We start from the raw sequence: 20,006 nt of genomic DNA, 5'->3' as shown, positions 1-20,006 counted from the left end.
TCGGTCAGGAGGAGCGATGGCGCTATACAGGAGCGGCGGCTACTTCACGTGCGGAAGTGGCCGCGCATTCAGCGAGAATCTCCCGCCGGGCAGCGAGGTGACGGTGGCGGGCATCTACCGATGCACCGTCTGCGGCGACGAAATCGGCATCGCGAAATCACAGAGATTGCCGTCGGAGGAAGCGCATCGGCACGATCTCGACCCGCCGTCCGATCCGCTGCTCGATCCGGGGCCGACCGCGTGGCAACTGATCGCCGCGGCGGAGTCGCGAAGCTAGGCAACGGACGTTCGCCCCCGCACGTACACGTGCAAGCGCCACGCGTCACACGGCGTCCGACAAAACAAAAGCGCCACGGAGCGAACTCCGTGGCGCTGCTTCGATGCGTGGCCGCTGAAGGCGCGAACCGCCGCGCGGCGAAACGCGCTTAAGCGGCCGTTGCCGACTTCGCCGGCTTCTGCAGCTTGCCCTTGCCGGCGCGCTGGATTTCCTCGAGCTTGATCTCGACGTGGCGCGAGAACACGTACTCGGCCGGACGCTGCTTCGCGATCGAGATGTCCGGTGCGAACGGGCCGTCGGTCTTGATGCCCTTGCGGCTCACGCGCAGCGCCTTCAGCGGGTTCGAGATCGTGTCCATCACGGCCGTGGCCTCGAAGCCGCAGTGGACCATGCAGTCCGCGCACTTCTCGTAGTTGCCGACGCCGTAGTTGTCCCACTCCGTCGTTTCCATCAGTTCCTTGAAGGTCTTCACGTAACCTTCGCCGACCAGGTAGCACGGCTTCTGCCAGCCGAACACCGTACGCGCCGGGTTGCCCCACGGCGTGCACTTGTACGTCTGGTTGCCGGCCAGGAAGTCGAGGAACAGCGACGACTGGCTGAACGACCAGCGCTTGCCGCCTTCGCCGCGCTTCAGGATTTCGCGGAACAGGTTCTTCGTCTTGTCGCGGTTCAGGAAGTGCTGCTGATCCGGCGCGCGCTCGTACGCATAGCCCGGCGACACGGTGATGCCGTCGACGCCGATCGGGCCCAGCGTGTCGAAGAACTTCGCGACGCGCTCGGGGATCGCATCGTTGAACAGCGTGCAGTTGATGTTCACGCGGAAGCCGCGGCGCTTCGCTTCCTTGATCGCCGCGACCGCCTTGTCGTACACGCCTTCCTGCGACACGGAATGGTCGTGCATGTCCTTGTCGCCGTCGAGGTGGACCGACCAGACGAAATACGGGCTCGGCTGGTAGTCGTCCATCTTCTTTTCCATCAGTAGCGCGTTCGTGCACAGGTACACGAACTTCTTGCGCTTCATGATGCCCTTGACGATTTCCGGCATCTCCTTGTGGAGCAGCGGCTCGCCGCCGGCGATCGACACGACGGGCGCGCCGCACTCGTCGACGGCCTGCAGGCATTCCTCGACGGAAAGACGCTGGTTCAGGATCGGATCCGGATAATCGATCTTGCCGCAGCCGTTGCACGCGAGGTTGCAGCGGAACAGCGGCTCGAGCATCAGCGCGAGCGGATAGCGTTTGTTGCCGGACAGGTGCTGGCGCACGATGTAGGCGCCGACACGGACTTGCTGGAGCAGCGGAATAGACAAGGGATGTCCTCCTTAAACTTCGCGGGCGACAGCTTGCGTGAGCTTCGCCGGCAACTTGAATTCGACTTTTTCTTCACGGCCCGCCATCGTCGCGACCTCGACGGGCCCCAGCGCGCGCAGCGCGCCGATTACATCCTCGACCATTTCCTCGGGCGCCGACGCGCCGGCGGTCAGGCCGACCGTCTGCACGCCCGCGAACCATTCGGCCTTCACTTCCGAGCCGTCGGCGACGAGATAGCTCGGCACACCGCTTTCCGTGCCGATCTCGCGCAGGCGGTTCGAGTTCGAGCTGTTCGTCGCACCGACGACGAGCAGCACGTCAACCTGTTCGCTCAGCTCGCGCACGGCGGCCTGGCGATTCTGCGTGGCATAGCAGATGTCGCGCGTGTCCGGGCCGACGAGGTCGGTGAACCGGCGCTGCAGCGCTTCGATGATGCCGCGCGTGTCGTCCACCGACAGCGTGGTCTGCGTGATGTACGCGACCGGCGTGTCGACGGGCAACGTCAGCGTATCGACTTCGGCCTCGCTCTGCACGAGGATCACCTCGGCCGGAATCTGGCCGATCGTGCCCTCGACTTCCGGGTGGCCCGCGTGGCCGATCAGGATCAGCCGGCGGCCCGCCGCGACGTACTGGCGGCCCTGCACGTGCACTTTCGTGACGAGCGGGCAGGTCGCGTCGAGCACGTCGAGCCCGCGCGTTTGCGCGTCGCGCTCGACCGTCTGGGCGACACCGTGCGCGCTGAAGATCGCGACAGCGCCGTGCGGCACCTCGTCGAGCTCCTCAACGAATCGTGCCCCTTTATTACGCAGATTTTCGACGACATGCCGGTTATGCACGATCTCGTGACGCACATAGACCGGCGCACCGTGCTGTTGCAGCGCGCGATCGACGATCTCGATCGCACGGACAACCCCCGCACAAAAGCCGCGGGGCTGGGCAAGGATGACTCGCATAGGTGAGCGAACTCCGACGACAGACGCCGGGGTTCGAGGCGCTGGCACGCGCTTGCTCGCCCCGGCTTGATGTTATGAAGGCAGGAACGAACCGGCCGGCCAGGCCCCGGAACCCCGAATTAATCGCGCATTTTAACCCTATCGGGCCGTCCTTGCTTCGGTGCCGTATCGACACCGTTGCAATTGCGGGAGAGCCGCGTCGGCGCTGGCGCGCGCGGAACCCGGTAAACTGCGCGGTTTCGCGGGCGGCCGCTCCGGCTGCCCGCCATCGCGCTCATTTCAAGGCCATTCGATGACCGTCGATTCTTACGCGTATTGCCCGTCCGCTCCTGCGGGGCCGGGTGTTTTGTTCCAGACCCTTATTGATGTCGCACGCGCCGGTGCCCGGCAGGGGGCAGGCCGATGATGCTCGCGATCGCCTTCCTGGTGTCCGGCCTGTCGCTGCTGATCTGGATCGTGCTGCTCGTCGCGCGCGGCGGCTTCTGGCGCGCGCAGCCCGCGCGGCCGCTGCCGGCCGACGCCCGCGGCGCGGCGGCCGAGGCCGGCTGGCCGGCCGTCGTGGCCGTCGTGCCGGCGCGCAACGAAGCCGACGTGATCGCCCGCGCGGCGACTTCGCTGCTCGAGCAGGACTATCCGGGCGACTTTCATCTGATCATCGTCGACGACCACAGCGACGACGGCACCGCCGACGCGGCCCGCGCGGCCGCGCTCGCGATCAACCGCGCCGACCGGCTGACGGTGCTGAGCGCGAAGCCGTTGCCGGCCGGCTGGTCGGGCAAGGTGTGGGCGCAATCGCAGGGGATCGCGGCCGTGCAGACGCTCGGCCTGCCGGCCGACTACCTGTTGCTGACGGATGCCGACATCGGCCATCCGCCCGACGCCGTCGCGCAGCTCGTCACGCGCGCGCAGGCCGAAAATCGCGATCTCGTGTCGCTGATGGTGCGGCTGCGCTGCGATTCGTTCTGGGAAAAGGCGTTGATTCCGGCGTTCGTGTTCTTCTTCGCGAAGCTGTACCCGTTCTCGTGGATCAACAACCCGCGCAACCGGACCGCCGGCGCCGCGGGCGGCTGCATGCTCGTGAAGCGCACGGCGCTCGAGGAAGCGGGCGGCATCGAATCGATTCGCGGCGCGCTGATCGACGACTGCAGCCTTGCCGCGCAGATCAAGCATCGCGGCGGCGGCCGTCATCCGATCCGGCTCGATCTCGCCGATCGCAGCGTGTCGCTGCGCCCGTACGACAGCTGGCGCGACATCTGGAACATGATCGCGCGCACCGCGTTCACGCAGTTGCACTATTCGCCGCTACTGCTGGCCGGCACGCTGCTCGGGATGACGATCATCTATCTGGTGCCGCCCTGCGCCGCGCTGGCCTACGGCGCGCGCGCATGGCCGGCCTGGCTCGCGTGGGCGTCGATGTGCGCCGCGTATGCGCCGATGCTGCGCTACTACCGGCGCTCGCCGCTGTGGGCGCCCGCGCTGCCGCTCGTCGCGCTGTTCTACGTCGGCGCGACGTTCGCGTCCGCGTGGCGTTACTGGCGCGGCAAGGGCGGCCAGTGGAAGGCGCGCGTGCAGGCGCCGGTGGAGCGCTGACCCACGCCGGCGGATGCCGCTGCCGTACCGATAAACCGGCCCCCTGAAAACACACAGCCCGGATCGACGCAAGCCGATTCGGGCTGTGTGTCCTCCGGCCGGTTGCCGGCCGATGCCGGCGCTTACCGCTGCGTCAGCATCATGTACATCTGGATCACGACGTCCGGCGAGAACGTGAACGGCACCCAGCCGTAGCCCGTGTGGCGCGCGACCAGCAGGCGGTCGCCGTTCGCCTGCTTCTGCACGGCCATCATCGGGTTCTTCGTCGTCACGAAACGCCAGCCGGCCGGAATGCCGGGCGGCGGCTCCGGCTGCATCGACGCGCGTGCATGCGCGAGCTCCTCGATCAACTGGCCCAGTTGCTCGGGATGCAGCGTGATCGACTGGCCGTTGATGGACAGCGTGAGTTCGTTCTGGGACGGGCGCGACACGTGCAGCGTCGCCTTGTCGGCAGGCGCGGCAGCGGCGCCGGCTTCAACCGCGGTTTCGGCTCGTGTGGTCGGAATCGGTGCCGTCTCGGCATCGGCCGGCGCGCCGGCTGCTTCGACCACTTCGACCGTCTCGACCGTTTCAGCCACGGCCGGCGCGGCCGCGTTCACGGACGCTGGCGGCGCCACCGCCGGCTCGACGACTTCAGCCGCCACGGCGGTTGCCGCCGCGCTCGTCGCGGCTTCCTGGACGACGGCCTCGACCAGCGCCTCGGCGTCGGCGATGGCCTTCGCGTGGTGCTGCGCGGCCGCTTCGGCCTGAGCGATCGCCTCGGTATGGCGCTGCGTGATGGCTTCGGCTTCGGCGGTGGCCTCGGCGTGGCGTTGCGCGGCGGCTTCGGCCTGGGCGATCGCCTCGGCGTGGCGCTGCGTGACGGCTTCGGCCTCGGCGGTCGCTTCGGCGTGACGCCGGGCGGCGGCCTGCGTGTCGGCGAGCGCCTGCGTGTGACGCTGGGCGAGCGCCTCGGCCTCGGCGATCGCGGTCCGGTGGCGCTGCGCGGCGGCCTCGGCTTCGGCGGTCGCTTCCGCGTGGCGCTTCGCGGCGGCTTCGGCTTCGGCGGTCGCCGCCGCATGACGTTGCGCGGCCGCTTCGGCTTCGGTCGCGGCAGCGTGATGACGCTGCGCGGCGGCCTCGGCTTCGGCGATCGCCGCCGCGTGCCGCTGCGATGCGGCCTCGGCATCCGCGTGACGTTGCGCGAGCGCTTCGGTCAGCGCGGTGGCTTCCGCATGGCGCTGCGAAGCGGCTTCGGCTTGCGCGGCGGCATCGGTATGACGTTGGGCGGCCGCCTCGGCGACGGCGGTGGCATCGGCATGGCGCCGCTGCGCGGCTTCGGCATCGGCGGCGGCGGCCGTGTGGCGCTGCGCGGCGGCCTTCGCTTCGGCTTCCGCCGCCGCGTGGCGCTCGGCGGCAGCCCGGGCTTCCGCCGCGGCGGCGCGCGCGAAGGCTTCCGCGCTGCGTGCCGCCTGCTGTGCGGCGTGGTGATCGTGGAGGAGCTGATCGACGCCCGTGGCGAGCGAAGCGATCTGATCGTTGAGGTTCATGCGTGTCTTCTCTGCGTAAGACCCGCGATTTTAACCGCTGCGCCGATGCCGGTCCGTGCGCGACGTGTAACAAAGTGCGCAAAGCGGCGCGAGGTGCGCCGCTTTGTGTTACTTCAGGTAGCCCGCCGAGCCGAACCAGTCGAGCGCATCGCGCAGCCCTTCGCGATACGGGCGCGCCCGGTAGCCGAGCTCGCGCTCGGCCTTCGCGGACGTGAAATACATCTTGTTCTTCGACATCCGCAGCCCGTCCACGGTGACGAACGGCTCCTTCTTCGTGAACTTCGCGACCGCTTCGGCGCCCACCGCGAGCGGATACAGCGGCCAGCGCGGCAGCGCGATCGTCGGCGCCTTGCGGCCCGTCATCTGCGCGATGTCCGCGAGCATCTGCTGCAGCGGCAGGTTCTCGCCGCCGAGGATGTAGCGCTCGCCGATCCGGCCGTGCTCGAGCGCGAGGAAGTGGCCGTGCGCGACGTCGTCGACGTGCACGAGGTTCAGCCCCGTATCGACGAACGCGGGAATCTTGCCGAGCGCGGCCTCGACGATGATGCGGCCGGTCGGCGTCGGTTTCACGTCGCGCGGGCCGATCGGCGTCGACGGATTGACGATCACGGCCGGCAGCCCTTCGTCGGCGATCATCCGTTCGACCGCACGCTCCGCGAGCACCTTGCTGCGCTTGTATACGCCGATCGCCTGCTCGGCCGTGAGCGGCCGGTTCTCGTCGGACGGGTCGCCGGCGCTCGTCACCTTCAGCGTCGCGACGCTGCTCGTATAGACGATCCGCTCGACGCCTTCCGCGCGGGCCGCGCGCATCGTCGCGACCGCGCCTTCGAGGTTCGCGCGCTCGATCTCGTCAGGGTCGGGCGCCCACAGCCGGTAGTCGGCCGCCACATGCAGCAGGTAGCGCACGCCGCGCAGCGCGGCGCGCATCGACGCCTCGTCGCGCATGTCGCCGGTGACGATCTCGGCATCGAGATCCGCGACGTTCGTGCGCGGGCTGGTCGGGCGCACGAGCACGCGCACCGCATAGCCTTTCTGCTGCGCGATGCGCGCGACGGCCGAGCCGACGAAACCGGACGCGCCGGTGACGAGAACGAGATCGCGGGAAGTATCAGTCATGCGTTTCCTTCTGGGCCGCGCGGGCGGCGCGGCGGTTGGGCATCGGCGAGATTGTACGTGGTCGGCGTGCGCGGCGACGCCCGGCCGGCGCGTGTGCGAAGCGGCCGACGCGACTACAATGCCGGGCTTGAATGCAACGGGAGGGCGACGCGATGAGCCGCAATGAACTGGACGAACGGATCGAGACCTACTACGTGCGGGTGCGCGGCGTCGTGCAGGGCGTCGGCTTTCGTCATGCGACGGTGCGCGAAGCGCATGCGCTGAAGCTGCGCGGCTGGGTCGCGAATCTCGAGGACGGCACCGTCGAGGCGATGATCCAGGGGCCCGGCGCACAGATCGACCGGATGCTCGCGTGGCTGCGTCACGGGCCGCCCGCCGCGCGCGTGACCGAGGTGACGTTCGAGGAACGCCTGACCGAGAAGCGCTTCGAACGTTTCCAGCAGCAGTAAGCACCACGCGAGGGGACACACAACAATATGACGGGGTATCCGGAAGCCGGGCGCGGCCTCATGCTGTCGGTGATGGCGTCGACGCTGTTCGCGCTGATGTCGGCTTACGCGAAACTGCTCGCGCCGCTCACGGGGCTCGACATCTTCGCGTGGCGCATCCTCTGGACCGCGCCGGGCGCGCTCGCGCTGATCGCGCTGCGCGGCCGCTGGCCGGCGCTCGTCGCCCTCGCCGCGCGCGGTGCGCGCGACTGGCGCCTGCTGATCGCGCTGCCGGCGAGCGCGGCGCTGCTCGGCGTGCAACTGTGGCTGTTCCTGTGGGCGCCGCTGCACGGCCGCATGCTCGAAGTGTCGCTCGGCTATTTCCTGCTGCCGCTGACGATGGTGCTCGTCGGCCGCTTCTACTATCGCGAACGGCTCGACCCGCTGCAATGGGCGGCGGTCGCCTGTGCGGCGCTCGGTGTCGCGCACGAGGTGTGGGCGACGCGCGCGTTCGCGTGGCCGACGCTGGTCGTCGCGCTCGGCTATCCGCCGTATTTCGTGCTGCGCCGGCGCATCAGCGCCGATTCGCTGGCCGCGTTCGCGATCGAGATCGTGCTGCTGTGCCCGGTCGCGTTCGCGATGGTCGCGACGAGCACGACGCGTGTCGCCGGCCATCCGCTGCTGTGGGCCGCGCTGCTGCCGGGGCTCGGCATTCTCAGCACGCTCGCGCTCGCGAGCTACCTGAAGGCGAGCCGCATGCTGCCGATGGCGCTGTTCGGGATTCTCGGCTACGTCGAGCCGGTGCTGCTCGTCGTGGTGTCGCTGCTGCTGCTCGGCGAAACGCTGAGCGTCGCGCAGCTCGCGACGTACGGGCCGATCTGGGTCGCCGTCGCGCTGACCGCATGGCACAGCGCGATGCTGATGCGGCGCTTGCCCGCGCGCGGTTAACCGCATCGTCGCGATGCGCCGGCCGTGCGCAACGTGCCGCGCATCGCGTGTTTCATCGACCATCCGACAGCTTCGTTTCGCTGCCGGGTTCCGCCGAATCCATCGATACTGACCGCCAACTGGCGCCGCGCTGACGCGAATCTGGCGACGCTGCCTGCCTTGCTGCGCCACGCTCGCGCGTGTAATCGAAGAGAAGATTCGGTTGCACTTTGTTACTTAGGGTCTCCCCTGATCGGCCATTAGACTGATCTGACCGACTTCCCTTCGTATGCAGCTTTTCAATGAACGGTCACCTCCGTGCCGAGCCGCCCGGGTTGGCGCGATGCGAGCATACGCGTATCGCCGCCGATCGCGCTCGCCTGCTTGTTCCCGATCCCCTCCCCGGTGCACGCCGCACCGCCGCCGTACAGGTGCGCTCATGTCGTTGAGCCCGCTGCATTCCACTACGGTGCAGCTGCCGCGCAGCGGCCGCCTGATCGAAATCGATTTCTTCCGCGGGCTGGTGCTGTTGATGATCGTCGTCGATCACATCGGTGCGAGCGTGCTGTCGCGCGTGACGCTGCACGCGTTCGCGCTGTGCGATGCGGCCGAGGTGTTCGTGTTCCTCGGCGGCTTCGCGACCGCGAGCGCGTACGGCGCGATCGCCGAGCGGCACGGCGCGCGCGCCGCGCAGCAGCGGTTCGTGCGGCGCGCGATGCAGATCTACCGCGCGTTTCTCGCGACGTCGACGCTGATGCTCGTCGTGTCGGCGGTGCTCGACCACTACGGGATCGATGCGCCGAACCTCGCGCTCGACGACGTCAGCGTGATGCTCGCGTCGCCGCTCACGGGGCTCGCCGAGCTGCTGACGTTCCAGCGCCAGCCGTATCTCGCGTCGGTGCTGCCGATGTACGTGCTGTTCGCGCTCGCGTCGCCGGTGCTGGTGCCGTTCGCGCGGCGCCATCCGTGGCCGCTCGTCGCGCTCAGCGTCGCGTCGTGGCTCGCGGCGGCCTGGCTCGGCCCGGAGCTGCTGGACACCGATGGCTTTCGCTGGAGCTTCAACCCGTTCGCGTGGCAACTGATGTTCGTCGCCGGCGTGCTCGCGCGCTGCCAGCCGTTCTACCAGCGCATCGCGCTCGGCCGCTGGGGCGCCGCGGCGACCGGGCTCGCGTGCGCGATCGTGCTCGGTTGCGCGAGCTACAAGCTGTTCTCGGGGCTGCCGGTGCCGGAAGGCGTGTTCAAGCGCGATCTCGCGCTGCCGCGCGTCGTGAGCTTCGCGGCCGTCGCGTGGCTGATGGCCGATTGCGTGCGCTTCGGCTGGATCGCGCGGATCGCGCAGGGCGTGCGGCCCGTCGTGGCGGTCGGCCAGCGCGGGCTGGTCTGCTTCGTCGCGGGCGCGGCGATCTCGCTCGTGATCGATTCGCTGCTGCATCCGGTCGTGCGCGGCGCCGATCTGCGGCATGTCGGCGTGGGCCTCGTGGCCGACGCGTGCGCGCTCGGGCTGATGATGGCGGTGGCCGGTTCGGGAACGTGGATCGCGCGATGGCGCGGCGCGGCGGCGTAGGCGCGCGGAAGTGGCGTATGCGGCGCGGCAGGCGCCGCGCGGCGTCAGTGAGGTGAGCCGATACGGGAGCGGGGCGTGGCGGTGGCGTCGTCGGGTTCGGCGTCGTCGCGTTCGTCCTGCGCCGGCTCGTCGCGCTCCGCGAGCACCGCGTCGGCTTCGGCCGCGGCCCGGGCGGCGCGCATCGCGGTGCAGCGCTGCGCGTGCCGGATGTCCGACAGGATCCTCAAAAGCCGCGTCGTCTTGCTTTTCATCGTGTTCTCCCGCCAGTGCGCATCTCGCGAAGCGGATGCGTTGCCTGCAACCAGTGTAGGACGCGTTCGCGTTTCTGGCGGGAGAATGTGGCGTGCATGCCGCACGCCGAGGGATAGTCCTTACTGCGCGGCGGCGGCCTGCGCCTGCAGCGCTTCTTCGCGGCGCTCGTCCGTGCAGCGCTGATGCTGGCGCGACAGGCGGTTCATCAGCGGCAGCAGCAGCAGCGCGAGCAGCATGCCGATCGCGGCGAGCCAGCCGAGCTTCTCGAACAGCGACAGGTAGAGCGGCAGCGATTCGGTGGCCGGCAGTTCGTGCGACGGCATCTGCGCGAAGTTCGCGACGACGCTGCCCAGATACTGCGACACGCCCGTCGCGACGAAATACGCGCCCATCATGAAGCCGCTCATGCGCGCCGGCACGTAGCGGGCGATCATCGCGAGGCCGAGGCCGCTCACGAGCAGCTCGCCGAGCGAGTACAGGCCGTAGCCCCACACCATGAACCACGACGACACGCGGCCGTCGACCGCATAGCGGCCGCTGATCGTGAACACCAGGTAGCCCGCGGCGACCGCACCGAAACCGAGCGCGTACTTCGCGGCGACCGGCAGGTCGCGGCCGCCCTTCGCGACGGCGTTGTAGACCCACACGAGCACCGGGCTCAGCAGCATGATCCAGATCGGATTCAGCGCCTGGAACTGCGCGGCGCTCCACGTGAACAGCGTCGTGCCGAACAGCATGAAGCGCGGGTCGACGTTGCGCAGCGCGAACAGCGTCAGCGACGTCGACATCTGCACGTAGAAGATGAAGAACAGGATCACCTGCCCGATCAGCACGAGCGCCGCGATCAGGCCGGCGCGTTCCGAACGCTCCGATTTCGCGATCATGTATGCGAAGATCGCGAGGATCGCGAATGCGGCCGTCCACACGCTCGCGACCGCGAGTTGCTTGTGCTGCAGCACGTACAGCGTGATCAGCGCGAGCGCGACGCCGCCGGCCGCGACCGCGCCGAGGCGCTTCCAGCGGATCGGCTCGTCGTCCGGCTGCGAGCCGACGTGCGCGAGCGTGCGGTGCATCAGCATGAAGTTGAGGATCGCGAGCAGCATGCCGCCGCAGCAGACCGCGAACGCGGTGTGCCAGCCCCAGTGATCCTTGATCCACGGCGTCGCGAGCATCGACACCGTCGAGCCGATGTTGACCGCCATGTAGTAGATCGTGAACGCGCTGTCGATGCGCGCGTCGTCGCCTTCGTAGATGCGGCGCACCAGGTTCGCCGCGTTGGCCTTGAACAGGCCGTTGCCGACGACGATCACGCCGAGCGACGCGTACATGTACGCCAGGTGATCGTTCGGCACCGCGAGCATCAGGTAGCCGGCGCACAGCACGGACGCGCCGATGATCATCGTGCGGCGCGCGCCGAGCACCTTGTCGCCGATCCAGCCGCCGATCGACGGCGCGGCGTAGACGAGCGCGGTGAACGCCCCCCAGGTCAGGTTCGCGTGGCTGTCGGTGAAGCCGAGCCGGTCGACCATGAAGAGGACCAGGAGCGCGGCCATGCCGTAGTAGCCGAAGCGCTCCCACATTTCGATGAGGAAGACCGTCGTAAACGATCGGGTCTGTGAAACAGGTGCTTGCATCATCAATCTCGTTTGAAACGGACGGCGCGGATCGCGCGTCGCCTTGGGGTCGAACTGGCGCCGGAGCACGGTGGCCGGGTAGGCTTGGCGTCGGCGATGGAGCAGTCGGGCGGTTAGCCCGGGCCGGGGTCGAACTCCGCGTTGGAAGGCGGAGCAAGCCCCCGACCGGCGCGCGAATGGTAACGTTTGCCGGTCCGGTGCGTCGGGTCCGCGCCACTTAGGGAAACTCCCGATATGGCAGCAGCTTTCAGGAACATTTGTCTCATCATCTACTTGTAAGCTTCGCGACCGTTCTCCGCAAATTCCCGGAGAGCCGCTTGCAGCTTGCCTGTGAAGCCGGCGAGTCTGGCAAGATAGCGCGTCGTTTCGCTCGCTTCGGCCCCTGTTTAGTGCACCGGGCTCAACGCCGAAAGCGTGTACGAAACCGAAGATTAAGCTATCTCTAATTAACTTAGTTACTTTCCATCAAACATTTTTTGACGACCACTTTTCGGCCTGCTATGGTTCCCCCCACTGAAAACTCGCGATCGGCAGACGCTGTCGCACTGGGCAGCAAGATTCGCGCGTTGCGCCAACGTCTGAAGCGCACGCTCGACGACACCGCTACCGCCGCGGGGATTTCGAAGCCGTTTCTGTCTCAAGTCGAGCGCGGGCTCGCGTCGCCGTCACTGACGTCGCTGGCCGGTATCGCCCACGCGCTCGGCGTGACGGTGCAGTACTTCGTGGATACGCCGAGCGAGGAACGCTCGGTGTGCCGAGGCGATCAGTTGCGCTTCTTCGGGTTTGCCGATTCGGCGAACCTGTTCGCGCGACTGACGAACGTGTCCGAAGGGCGCCAGCTGGAGGCGATCCTCGTGAGGATGCCGCCGGGGCAGAAGCGGTCGGAGGTGACGACACATGCAGGAGAGGAGTTCCTGTACGTGATTGAAGGGGAAGTGTCGCTGACGCTGGAAGGCAAGACGTTCGTCCTGCAGGCCGGGGACAGTTCGCACTATCAGTCGACGGTCCCGCACAGCTGGGTCAACACCGCGAAGATCGAGTCGGTGGTGGTCTGGGTCGGTACGCCGCGGCTGTTCTAACGCACGGGTATTCCTTCGTTTCTTCGACGGGATGCCCGTCGAAAGAAATGTAAGGAATACTAACATGCAATACGAGAACCACGGGCCTCCCCGATCGCTGCACCCGTCAGCGTCTCACGCGTAAGCCGCGGCATCCGCCGCGCGACGCCCACCGAACCACCTTCTCAAGACCGCCACGATGAAATCCTTGCATGCCATGTCGGCCGTGCTGGCCGCGCTCGCCCTGACGACGCCCGCCGCCCACGCCGTGACCGTTCCGTCCAACGTCGCGCTCGCTCCCCAACAGGACCTCACGCGCCAGGTGCCGGCCGAAGTCGAGTCGCTCGACCCGGCGCACATCGAATCGTGGACCGGCAACACGATCGGCCTCGACCTGTTCGAAGGGCTCGCGCGCATCGACGCGGCCGGCCAGATCGTGCCGGGCGTCGCGCTGTCGTGGGAACGCAAGACGCCGCAGACCTGGATCTTCAAGCTTCGCCACGACGCGAAGTGGAGCAATGGCCAGCCGGTGACGGCCGCCGATTTCGTCTACTCGTGGCAGCGCCTCGTCGATCCGAAGACGGGCTCGAAGTACACGATCCTCGTCGAGTTCATCAAGAACTCGAAGGACATCATCGCCGGCAAGGCCGCGCCGTCGACGCTCGGCGTGCGTGCGGTCGACCCGTACACGCTCGAGGTGACGACCGACGTGCCCGTCGCGTTCTTCCCCGAACTGACCGCGATGGCGCCGCTCGCGCCGGTGAACAAGGACGTGGTCGCGAAGTTCGGCGACGCGTGGACGCGCCCGGGCAACATCGTCAGCAACGGCGCGTACCAGCTCGCCGACTGGCAGCCGAACAACCGCATCGTGGCGACGAAGGACGCGAAGTACTGGAACGCGTCGAAGGTCGTGATCAACAAGGTCACGTACCTGCCGATCGAAAGCGACGAAACCGCGATGCGCATGTACCAGGCCGGCCAGATCGACTACAGCTACTCGATCCCGTCGGGCATCTTCCAGCAGGTCAGCAAGCAGTTCGGCGGCGAGCTGCGCCAGGGCCTGCAGCTCGCGACCTACTACTACTACCTGAACAACAGCGACGCGGCGCTGAAGGACAAGCGCGTGCGCCAGGCGCTGTCGATGGTGATCGATCGCGACGTGCTCACGTCGAAGCTCACGCAGGCCGGCGAGAAGCCGATGTACGGGCTGATGCCGAACGGCACGAAGGGCGTGCAGCAGCCGTTCACGCCGGAATGGGCGTCGTGGCCGATGGCCAGGCGCGTCGCGGCCGCGAAGGACCTGCTGAAGCAGGCCGGCTACTCGGACGCGAAGCCGCTGTCGTTCACGCTCACGTACAACACCAACGACCTGCACAAGAAGGTCGCGCTATTCGCCGCGTCGGAGTGGCGCACGAAGCTCGGCATCAACACGAAGCTCGAGAACGTCGAGTTCAAGGTGCTGATGAAGCAGCGGCACGACGGCAAGGTGCAGATCGCGCGTGACGGCTGGTTCGCCGACTACAACGACGCGATGACCTTCTTCGACCTGATCCGCTGCGGCAGCGCGCAGAACACCGTCGGCTACTGCAACAAGCAGGTGGACGCGCTCGTCGAGGAAGGCAACCAGAAGCTCGACGACCAGGCGCGCGCCGCGCTGCTCACGCAGGCGCACGACATGGCGATGAAGGACACGCCGATGGTGCCGCTGTTCCAGTATTCGGCCGACCGTCTCGTGAAGTCGTACGTGGGCGGCTATTCGCTGAAGAACGTGATCGACATGCGCGCCTCGCAGGACATGTACCTGATCAAGCACTGAGCGGAGCGATCATGCTGGCCTACGCATTGAGGCGCACGTTGTGGGCGGTGCCGACGATCCTCGCGGTCATCACCGTCTGCTACCTGCTGCTGCACTTCACGCCCGGCGGCCCGTTCGATACGGAGAAGCAGTTGTCCGCCGCGACGCTCGCGAACCTGAACGCGAAGTACCACCTCGACGAGCCGCTGTGGAAGCAGTACCTGCTGTATCTCGGCTCGCTGCTGCACGGCGATCTCGGCCCGTCGTTCCGCTACGTCGACTGGTCGGTCAACGATCTCGTGAAGAAGGCGCTGCCCGTGAGCCTCGGCGTCGGCGGCGTGTCGATCCCGATCTCGATCGTGCTCGGCGTGCTGCTCGGCACCGTCGCGGCCGTGCGCCGCGACAGCGTGATCGACCGCTTCGTGATGCTGATCGGCAACTTCGGCAACGTCGTGCCGCCGTTCGTGCTCGGCCCCGTCATGGTGTGGATCTTCGCGATCCTGCTGAAGACGTCGGAAGGCAACGGCTGGCTGCCGGCCGGCGGCTGGGGCGACGGCGGCTGGCGGTACCGGCTGCTGCCGATCGCGCTGCTGACACTCATCAACGTGTCGCTGCTCGCGCGCGTGATGCGCGGCTCGATGATCGAGACGCTGTCGAGCAACTACATCCGCACCGCGCGCGCGAAGGGCCTGCCGGGCTCGACCATCGTGCTGCGCCACGCGCTCAAGCCCGCGCTGATGCCGGTCGTGTCGCTGTTCGGCACGGTCTGCATCACGTCGATCACGGCGGCCGTCGTCACCGAATCGGTGTTCGCGCTGCCGGGCCTCGGGCAGCTCGTCGTGAACGGCGCCATCAACCGCGACTACACGCTGGTGCTCGGCCTCGTCGTGCTGACGACCGTCTTCGCGGTGCTGTTCAACCTGCTGGTCGACCTCGCGTACGCGTGGCTCGATCCGCGCATCCGTTATTGAGCGAGGCACAGCGATGACCCCGACCACTCCCGTCGTCGGCCTGCCCGTGCAGACCGATTCGCCGCCGCGTTCGCGCTCGCCGCTCGAGCTGGCGTTCGCACGCTTCCTTCACAACCGTGCGGCCGTGTTCAGCCTCGTGCTGCTCGCGCTGATCACGCTCGCGTGCTTCGTCGGCCCGTGGCTGCTCGCGGCCGATCCCGCCGCGAGCGACTGGGCCTCGATCAGCCTGCCGCCGACCTGGGCGAACCAGCACTGGTTCGGCACCGACGAGCTCGGCCGCGACCTGCTCGTGCGCACGCTGATCGGCGGCCGCGTATCGATCGAGGTCGGCCTGCTCGGCACGCTCGTGTCAGGCCTGTTCGGCGTCGCGTGGGGCGCGACCGCCGGCTTCGCGGGCGGCCGCGTCGACGCCGTGATGATGCGCGTCGTCGACATGATGTACGCGATCCCGTACCTGCTGATCGCGATCCTGATGATGACCCTGTTCGGCCGCTCGTTCATGCTGGTCGTGCTGACCATCAGCGCGTTCTCGTGGATCGACATGGCGCGCGTCGTGCGCGGCCAGACGCTGTCGCTGCGCAACCGCGAGTTCGTCGATGCGGCGCGCGCGATCGGCGTGTCGCCGGCGTCGATCGTGCTGCGCCACGTCGTGCCGAACCTGCTCGGCGTGGTCGTCGTGTACGCGACGGTCTCGGTGCCGAACATCGTGCTCACCGAATCGGTGCTGTCGTTCCTCGGCCTCGGCGTGCAGGAGCCGATGACGAGCTGGGGCGTGCTGATCCAGGACGGCGCGCAGAAACTGGAATCGATGCCGTGGCTGCTGCTGGCCCCGGCCGTCATGCTGTGCGTGACGCTCTACTGCGTGAACTTCGTCGGCGATGGCCTGCGTGACGCGCTCGACCCGAAGGATCGCTGAAGATGGCCGCTCTATTGGAAGTTGAAAACCTCGGCGTGCGCTTCACGCGCAAGGATGCGCCGCCGATCGACGCCGTGAACGGCGTGTCGTTCTCGCTCGAAGCCGGCAAGACGCTCGGCATCGTCGGCGAATCGGGCTCGGGCAAGAGCCAGACCGTGATGGCGCTGCTCGGCCTGCTGGCCGGCAACGGCACGACGACGGGCGCCGCGCGCTACCGCGGCGACAACCTGCTCGACATGGATACGCGCGCGCTGAACGCGGTGCGCGGCGACCGCATCGCGATGATCTTCCAGGATCCGATGACGTCGCTCAATCCGTTCCTGACGATCGAGCGGCAGATGACCGAGACGCTGCAGCTGCATCGCAAGCTGTCGCGCAAGGAAGCGATCAAGCGCGCGATCGAGGCGCTCGAATCGGTGCGCATTCCCGACGCGGCGCGCCGCATTCGCATGTATCCGCACGAGTTCTCGGGCGGCATGCGTCAGCGCGTGATGATCGCGATGGCGCTCTTGTCCGAGCCGGAAATCCTGATCGCCGACGAGCCGACCACCGCGCTCGACGTGACCGTGCAGGCGCAGATCATCGACCTGCTGCGCGAGCTGAACCGCGAGCGCGGCACCGCGATCGTGCTGATCACGCACGACATGGGCGTGGTCGCCGGCCTCGCCGACGACGTGATGGTCATGTACGCGGGCCGCACGGTCGAATACGCGCCGGCCGACTCGATCTTCGCGGCGCCGTCGCATCCGTACACGATCGGCCTGCTCAACGCGCTGCCGCGCCTGACCGACGCGGACGATGCGCCGCTCGTCGCGATTCCCGGCAACCCGCCGATGCCCGGCACCGCGCCGGCCGGGTGTGCGTTCGCGAAGCGCTGCACGTATGCGGAAGAACGCTGCGGCGCCGAGCGCCCGGCGCTCGTAACCTATGGCGCCGCGGGCGCGGTGCGCGCGTGCCACCGGCCCGTGGCCGATTTGATCGGAGGTCTGCGATGAGCGTCGATGAACGCCGCCAAGCCGGCGCGACGGACGACACGCTGCTGTCCGTCGACAATCTGAAAGTGCATTTCCGCGTGCCGCTCGGCGGCTATCCGTGGTCGCCGAAGGGCACGCTGCGCGCGGTCGACGGCGTGTCGTTCGACGTCAAGCGCGGCGAGACGGTCGGGCTCGTCGGCGAATCGGGCTGCGGCAAGTCGACGCTCGCGCGGGCGTTGATCGGCCTCGTGCCGATGACGGCCGGCACCGTGAAATGGCGCGGCCAGGCCGTCGCGCCCGATCACCTGCGCGGCACCGCGATGCGGCGCGAAGTGCAGATGATCTTTCAGGATCCGCTCGCGTCGCTCGACCCGCGCATGACGATCGAGCAGGTCGTCGCGGAGCCGCTCGTCACGCATCACGCGGGCCTCGGCCGTACCGAAGTGCGCCGCCGCGTGATCTCGATGCTCGAACGCGTCGGCCTGAACGCGCATCACCTGCTGCGTTATCCGCATGAATTTTCCGGCGGGCAGTGCCAGCGCGTCGGCATTGCGCGCGCGCTGATCAGCGAGCCGAAGCTCGTGATCTGCGACGAACCGGTATCGGCGCTCGACGTGTCGATCCAGGCGCAGATCGTGAACCTGCTGCGCGATCTTCAACGCGAACTGTCGTTGTCCTATCTGTTCGTCGCGCACGACCTGGCGGTGGTGAAGGCCATCAGCCAGCGCGTGCTCGTGATGTATCTCGGCCGCGTCATGGAGTTCGGCACGCGGCATGACGTGTACGGCGTGCCGCAGCATCCGTACACGAAGGCGCTGCTCGATGCGGCGCCGACGCCGGAGCCGGCGCGCGAGCGTGCTCGCCGTCCGATGCTGCTGGCGGGCGAGATGCCCTCGCCGCTCAACCCGCCGTCCGGCTGCGCGTTCCGCACGCGCTGTCCGGTCGCGATCGACGCATGCGCGCGGGACGTGCCGCTGCCGGAAGTGCGGCAGGGGTCGGCGGCGCGCGTCGCATGCATCCGCGCGGGCGCGGCGTGCTGAAGTGACACAGCAAACATAACCAAGGCAGGTCAACAGGGGTAGGTGCGGCGCGAACGATCTTCGCACCGCGGGTACAGGCGCGTCCTTGGCGGGGCTCGCCGGGGGGCTGGGAGCAGATCGCGACCGGCGTGGACGATATCAACACAAGACGAGAATTATTACGATGAAAAAGCAGAAGACGATCGGGACGGCATCGAAGATGCTGCTTGCATGGGGACTGCCGGCGCTCGCCGGCGTCTCGCTGACGGGCGTCGCGCACGCCGACGACGCGGCCCCCGCGCCGTTGACGGTCGCGCAGGCCGCGCCGGCCGCCGGCTCGGGCGCGGCCGTTGCGCAGGCAACGACCCCGAACGCCATTGTCAATGCCGAGGCCAGCCAGGCCGTCACGCCGCCCGACGAGCCGTCGGCGCAGTCGAAATCGAACGGCTTCATCGCCGACAGCCATCTCGACTTCCTGTTCCGCAACTATTCGGACATCCTCGACAACAAGGGCGGGCCGCATCGCCATGCGTGGGTCCAGGGCGTGATGGCGAACTTCGAGTCCGGTTATACGGCGGGCCTGATCGGCTTCGGCGTCGACGCATCGCTGTACGCGGGCCTGAAGCTCGATGGCGGCGCCGGCGCGGGCAACATGGTGCACGTGGCGAAGGGCGGCGGCGGGTCGAATCAGCTTGCATGGGCGTACCCGGGCATCTACGACGTGAAGGCGCGCATCTCGAACACGGTGGTCAAGTACGGTCTGCAGGCCGTCGACAACCCGTTCATGGAGCAGCACGACAACCGCGCGCTGCCGCCGACGTTCCTCGGTGCGACGATCGTCAGCAATGAATTCAAGAACGTGATGCTCGAGGCCGGCAGCTTCACGAAGACCGACGCACGCGGCCATACGACGCTTACCAACCTGACGACGCAATACGGCGGCACGCGCGTGAACCGCCTGACCTACGTCGGCGGCACGTGGGACTACTCGCCGAACGGCGAGGTCGCGCTGTACGCGAACCAGGCCGACGACGTGTGGCACCAGTACTACGCGTCGGTGAAGCACAGCATCGGCAGCCCGCAGACGATCAAGTGGACCGGCTTCGGCAACGTCTACTCGACGCACGACACGGGCGACGCGCTGCAAGGCAAGATCAACAACAACGCGTACAGCCTGTCGCTGGCGGCGCAGCACGGCCCGCACGAGCTGCTGGTCGGCTTCCAGCAGGTGCTCGGCGACCAGTTCTTCGACTACCTGAACGAAACGAACGGCATCTTCCTGACCAACTCGATGGACGTCGACTACAACGCGCCGCACGAAAAATCGCTGCAGCTGCGTTACACGTTCTACGGCAAGGAAGCGGGCCTGCCGGGCTTCAAGGCGATGGTGTGGGGCGTGACCGGCTGGGGCGCGGACGGCAGTGCGGGCGCGGCGAACGACCCGAGCAAGTCGAGCATCTACTGGAGCAACGGCGCGCCGGTGCAGGGCCGTCACCACGAGTTCGGCTTCATCCCTTCGTACACGTTCCAGAGCGGCAAGCTGAAGAACACGAAGGTCACGTTCATCTCGATGTGGCACAACGGTTCGGCCCACTACTCGGACGCGACGAACACCGAGTACCGTCTGGTCGTGAACCTGCCGCTGCACGCGTTCTGACCGAAGGGGGCGCGAGGCCCCCTGTCTCGCACGGCC

General features: G+C 67.8%; 18 protein-coding genes. 12 read left to right on the top strand and 6 right to left on the bottom strand.

Translation table 11 applies throughout. The features are described 5' to 3' along the window. The first annotated feature begins 16 nt into the window (after positions 1–16). Complete coding sequence (locus CFB52_RS28000) at positions 17–277, top strand: hypothetical protein (protein ID WP_059581711.1); 261 nt, start codon at positions 17–19, stop codon at positions 275–277. A gap of 148 nt (positions 278–425) precedes the next feature. Here the strand turns inward: CFB52_RS28000 and hpnH are convergent, their stop codons facing one another. Beyond that, positions 426–1,586 (bottom strand): adenosyl-hopene transferase HpnH, encoded by a 1,161-nt coding sequence (hpnH, locus tag CFB52_RS27995; protein WP_006480287.1) that lies wholly within the window; start codon positions 1,584–1,586, stop codon positions 426–428. Positions 1,587–1,598: 12 nt separating this feature from the next. Then, entirely contained in the window at positions 1,599–2,540 is a 942-nt protein-coding gene (gene ispH, locus CFB52_RS27990; RefSeq protein ID WP_059581714.1) for a 4-hydroxy-3-methylbut-2-enyl diphosphate reductase, read from the bottom strand. 402 nt (positions 2,541–2,942) lie between these two features. Here ispH and CFB52_RS27980 point away from each other — a divergent pair, with 402 nt between their 5' ends. Then, on the top strand, positions 2,943–4,130 hold the full coding sequence (locus tag CFB52_RS27980) for a glycosyltransferase (protein WP_099318056.1): 1,188 nt from the start codon (positions 2,943–2,945) through the stop codon (positions 4,128–4,130). A gap of 122 nt (positions 4,131–4,252) precedes the next feature. On the opposite strand, the gene CFB52_RS27975 is transcribed toward CFB52_RS27980, so the two are convergent. Beyond that, entirely contained in the window at positions 4,253–5,659 is a 1,407-nt protein-coding gene (locus tag CFB52_RS27975; protein ID WP_099318055.1) for a phage tail protein, read from the bottom strand. 108 nt (positions 5,660–5,767) lie between these two features. Continuing rightward, positions 5,768–6,775 carry a hopanoid-associated sugar epimerase gene (gene hpnA, locus CFB52_RS27970; protein WP_059581722.1) on the bottom strand — a complete coding sequence of 336 codons (1,008 nt, stop codon included), beginning with the start codon at positions 6,773–6,775 and terminating at the stop codon, positions 5,768–5,770. A gap of 152 nt (positions 6,776–6,927) precedes the next feature. On the opposite strand from hpnA, the gene CFB52_RS27965 reads away from it, so the two are divergent. The 3 genes from CFB52_RS27965 (at position 6,928) to CFB52_RS27955 (ending at position 9,694) form a co-directional block, all read left to right on the top strand. After that, positions 6,928–7,224: an acylphosphatase gene (locus CFB52_RS27965; protein ID WP_099318054.1), complete on the top strand. Its 297-nt coding sequence runs from the start codon at positions 6,928–6,930 to the stop codon at positions 7,222–7,224. Positions 7,225–7,251: 27 nt separating this feature from the next. Further along, entirely contained in the window at positions 7,252–8,151 is a 900-nt protein-coding gene (rarD, locus tag CFB52_RS27960) for an EamA family transporter RarD (protein ID WP_099318053.1), read from the top strand. Between the two features lie 418 nt (positions 8,152–8,569). Beyond that, a complete protein-coding gene (locus CFB52_RS27955) occupies positions 8,570–9,694 on the top strand; it encodes an OpgC domain-containing protein (protein ID WP_099318052.1) in 1,125 nt (374 codons plus the stop codon). Between the two features lie 44 nt (positions 9,695–9,738). Here the strand turns inward: CFB52_RS27955 and CFB52_RS27950 are convergent, their stop codons facing one another. Together CFB52_RS27950 and CFB52_RS27945 are read right to left on the bottom strand one after the other, a co-directional pair. Continuing rightward, on the bottom strand, positions 9,739–9,945 hold the full coding sequence (locus CFB52_RS27950) for a hypothetical protein (protein WP_059581729.1): 207 nt from the start codon (positions 9,943–9,945) through the stop codon (positions 9,739–9,741). A 120-nt stretch (positions 9,946–10,065) separates the two neighbouring features. Further along, positions 10,066–11,583, bottom strand: a complete 1,518-nt coding sequence (locus tag CFB52_RS27945; RefSeq protein WP_059608903.1) for a peptide MFS transporter — start codon at positions 11,581–11,583, stop codon at positions 10,066–10,068. Between the two features lie 497 nt (positions 11,584–12,080). Between CFB52_RS27945 and CFB52_RS27935 the strand changes: the two genes are divergently transcribed. The 7 genes from CFB52_RS27935 to CFB52_RS27905 all read left to right on the top strand — a co-directional run bounded on the left by CFB52_RS27935 (position 12,081) and on the right by CFB52_RS27905 (position 19,970). After that, the gene (locus CFB52_RS27935; protein ID WP_011548888.1) at positions 12,081–12,659 is read left to right on the top strand and encodes a cupin domain-containing protein; all 579 of its coding nucleotides are present in this window, start codon (positions 12,081–12,083) and stop codon (positions 12,657–12,659) included. Positions 12,660–12,837: 178 nt separating this feature from the next. After that, positions 12,838–14,454 carry a peptide ABC transporter substrate-binding protein gene (locus CFB52_RS27930; RefSeq protein WP_059581732.1) on the top strand — a complete coding sequence of 539 codons (1,617 nt, stop codon included), beginning with the start codon at positions 12,838–12,840 and terminating at the stop codon, positions 14,452–14,454. A gap of 11 nt (positions 14,455–14,465) precedes the next feature. After that, the gene (locus CFB52_RS27925; RefSeq protein ID WP_059581735.1) at positions 14,466–15,404 is read left to right on the top strand and encodes an ABC transporter permease subunit; all 939 of its coding nucleotides are present in this window, start codon (positions 14,466–14,468) and stop codon (positions 15,402–15,404) included. Positions 15,405–15,417: 13 nt separating this feature from the next. Continuing rightward, positions 15,418–16,320: an ABC transporter permease gene (locus CFB52_RS27920; RefSeq protein WP_059644373.1), complete on the top strand. Its 903-nt coding sequence runs from the start codon at positions 15,418–15,420 to the stop codon at positions 16,318–16,320. 2 nt (positions 16,321–16,322) lie between these two features. Then, positions 16,323–17,315 (top strand): ABC transporter ATP-binding protein, encoded by a 993-nt coding sequence (locus CFB52_RS27915; protein ID WP_060317836.1) that lies wholly within the window; start codon positions 16,323–16,325, stop codon positions 17,313–17,315. After that, on the top strand, positions 17,312–18,334 hold the full coding sequence (locus CFB52_RS27910) for an ABC transporter ATP-binding protein (protein WP_059581742.1): 1,023 nt from the start codon (positions 17,312–17,314) through the stop codon (positions 18,332–18,334). The genes CFB52_RS27915 and CFB52_RS27910 overlap by 4 nt, the downstream gene beginning before the upstream one ends. A 163-nt stretch (positions 18,335–18,497) precedes the next feature. Continuing rightward, the gene (locus CFB52_RS27905) at positions 18,498–19,970 is read left to right on the top strand and encodes an OprD family porin (protein WP_099318051.1); all 1,473 of its coding nucleotides are present in this window, start codon (positions 18,498–18,500) and stop codon (positions 19,968–19,970) included. The last annotated feature ends 36 nt before the right edge of the window (positions 19,971–20,006 follow it).

It is taken from the genome of Burkholderia sp. AU18528 (assembly GCF_002223215.2).
GTDB lineage: Bacteria > Pseudomonadota > Gammaproteobacteria > Burkholderiales > Burkholderiaceae > Burkholderia > Burkholderia semiarida.
Note: the sequence above shows the minus strand (reverse complement) of the source record. Positions and strands in the feature narration are given on the sequence as shown.

Coding starts and splice junctions, on each gene's coding strand:
- CFB52_RS28000 (WP_059581711.1), top strand. CDS start 17: ATGGCGCTATACAGGAGCGGCGGCTACTTCACGTGCGGAAGTGGCCGC.
- ispH (WP_059581714.1), bottom strand. CDS start 2,540: ATGCGAGTCATCCTTGCCCAGCCCCGCGGCTTTTGTGCGGGGGTTGTC.
- CFB52_RS27980 (WP_099318056.1), top strand. CDS start 2,943: ATGATGCTCGCGATCGCCTTCCTGGTGTCCGGCCTGTCGCTGCTGATC.
- CFB52_RS27975 (WP_099318055.1), bottom strand. CDS start 5,659: ATGAACCTCAACGATCAGATCGCTTCGCTCGCCACGGGCGTCGATCAG.
- hpnA (WP_059581722.1), bottom strand. CDS start 6,775: ATGACTGATACTTCCCGCGATCTCGTTCTCGTCACCGGCGCGTCCGGT.
- CFB52_RS27965 (WP_099318054.1), top strand. CDS start 6,928: ATGAGCCGCAATGAACTGGACGAACGGATCGAGACCTACTACGTGCGG.
- rarD (WP_099318053.1), top strand. CDS start 7,252: ATGACGGGGTATCCGGAAGCCGGGCGCGGCCTCATGCTGTCGGTGATG.
- CFB52_RS27955 (WP_099318052.1), top strand. CDS start 8,570: ATGTCGTTGAGCCCGCTGCATTCCACTACGGTGCAGCTGCCGCGCAGC.
- CFB52_RS27950 (WP_059581729.1), bottom strand. CDS start 9,945: ATGAAAAGCAAGACGACGCGGCTTTTGAGGATCCTGTCGGACATCCGG.
- CFB52_RS27945 (WP_059608903.1), bottom strand. CDS start 11,583: ATGATGCAAGCACCTGTTTCACAGACCCGATCGTTTACGACGGTCTTC.
- CFB52_RS27935 (WP_011548888.1), top strand. CDS start 12,081: ATGGTTCCCCCCACTGAAAACTCGCGATCGGCAGACGCTGTCGCACTG.
- CFB52_RS27930 (WP_059581732.1), top strand. CDS start 12,838: ATGAAATCCTTGCATGCCATGTCGGCCGTGCTGGCCGCGCTCGCCCTG.
- CFB52_RS27925 (WP_059581735.1), top strand. CDS start 14,466: ATGCTGGCCTACGCATTGAGGCGCACGTTGTGGGCGGTGCCGACGATC.
- CFB52_RS27920 (WP_059644373.1), top strand. CDS start 15,418: ATGACCCCGACCACTCCCGTCGTCGGCCTGCCCGTGCAGACCGATTCG.
- CFB52_RS27915 (WP_060317836.1), top strand. CDS start 16,323: ATGGCCGCTCTATTGGAAGTTGAAAACCTCGGCGTGCGCTTCACGCGC.
- CFB52_RS27910 (WP_059581742.1), top strand. CDS start 17,312: ATGAGCGTCGATGAACGCCGCCAAGCCGGCGCGACGGACGACACGCTG.
- CFB52_RS27905 (WP_099318051.1), top strand. CDS start 18,498: ATGAAAAAGCAGAAGACGATCGGGACGGCATCGAAGATGCTGCTTGCA.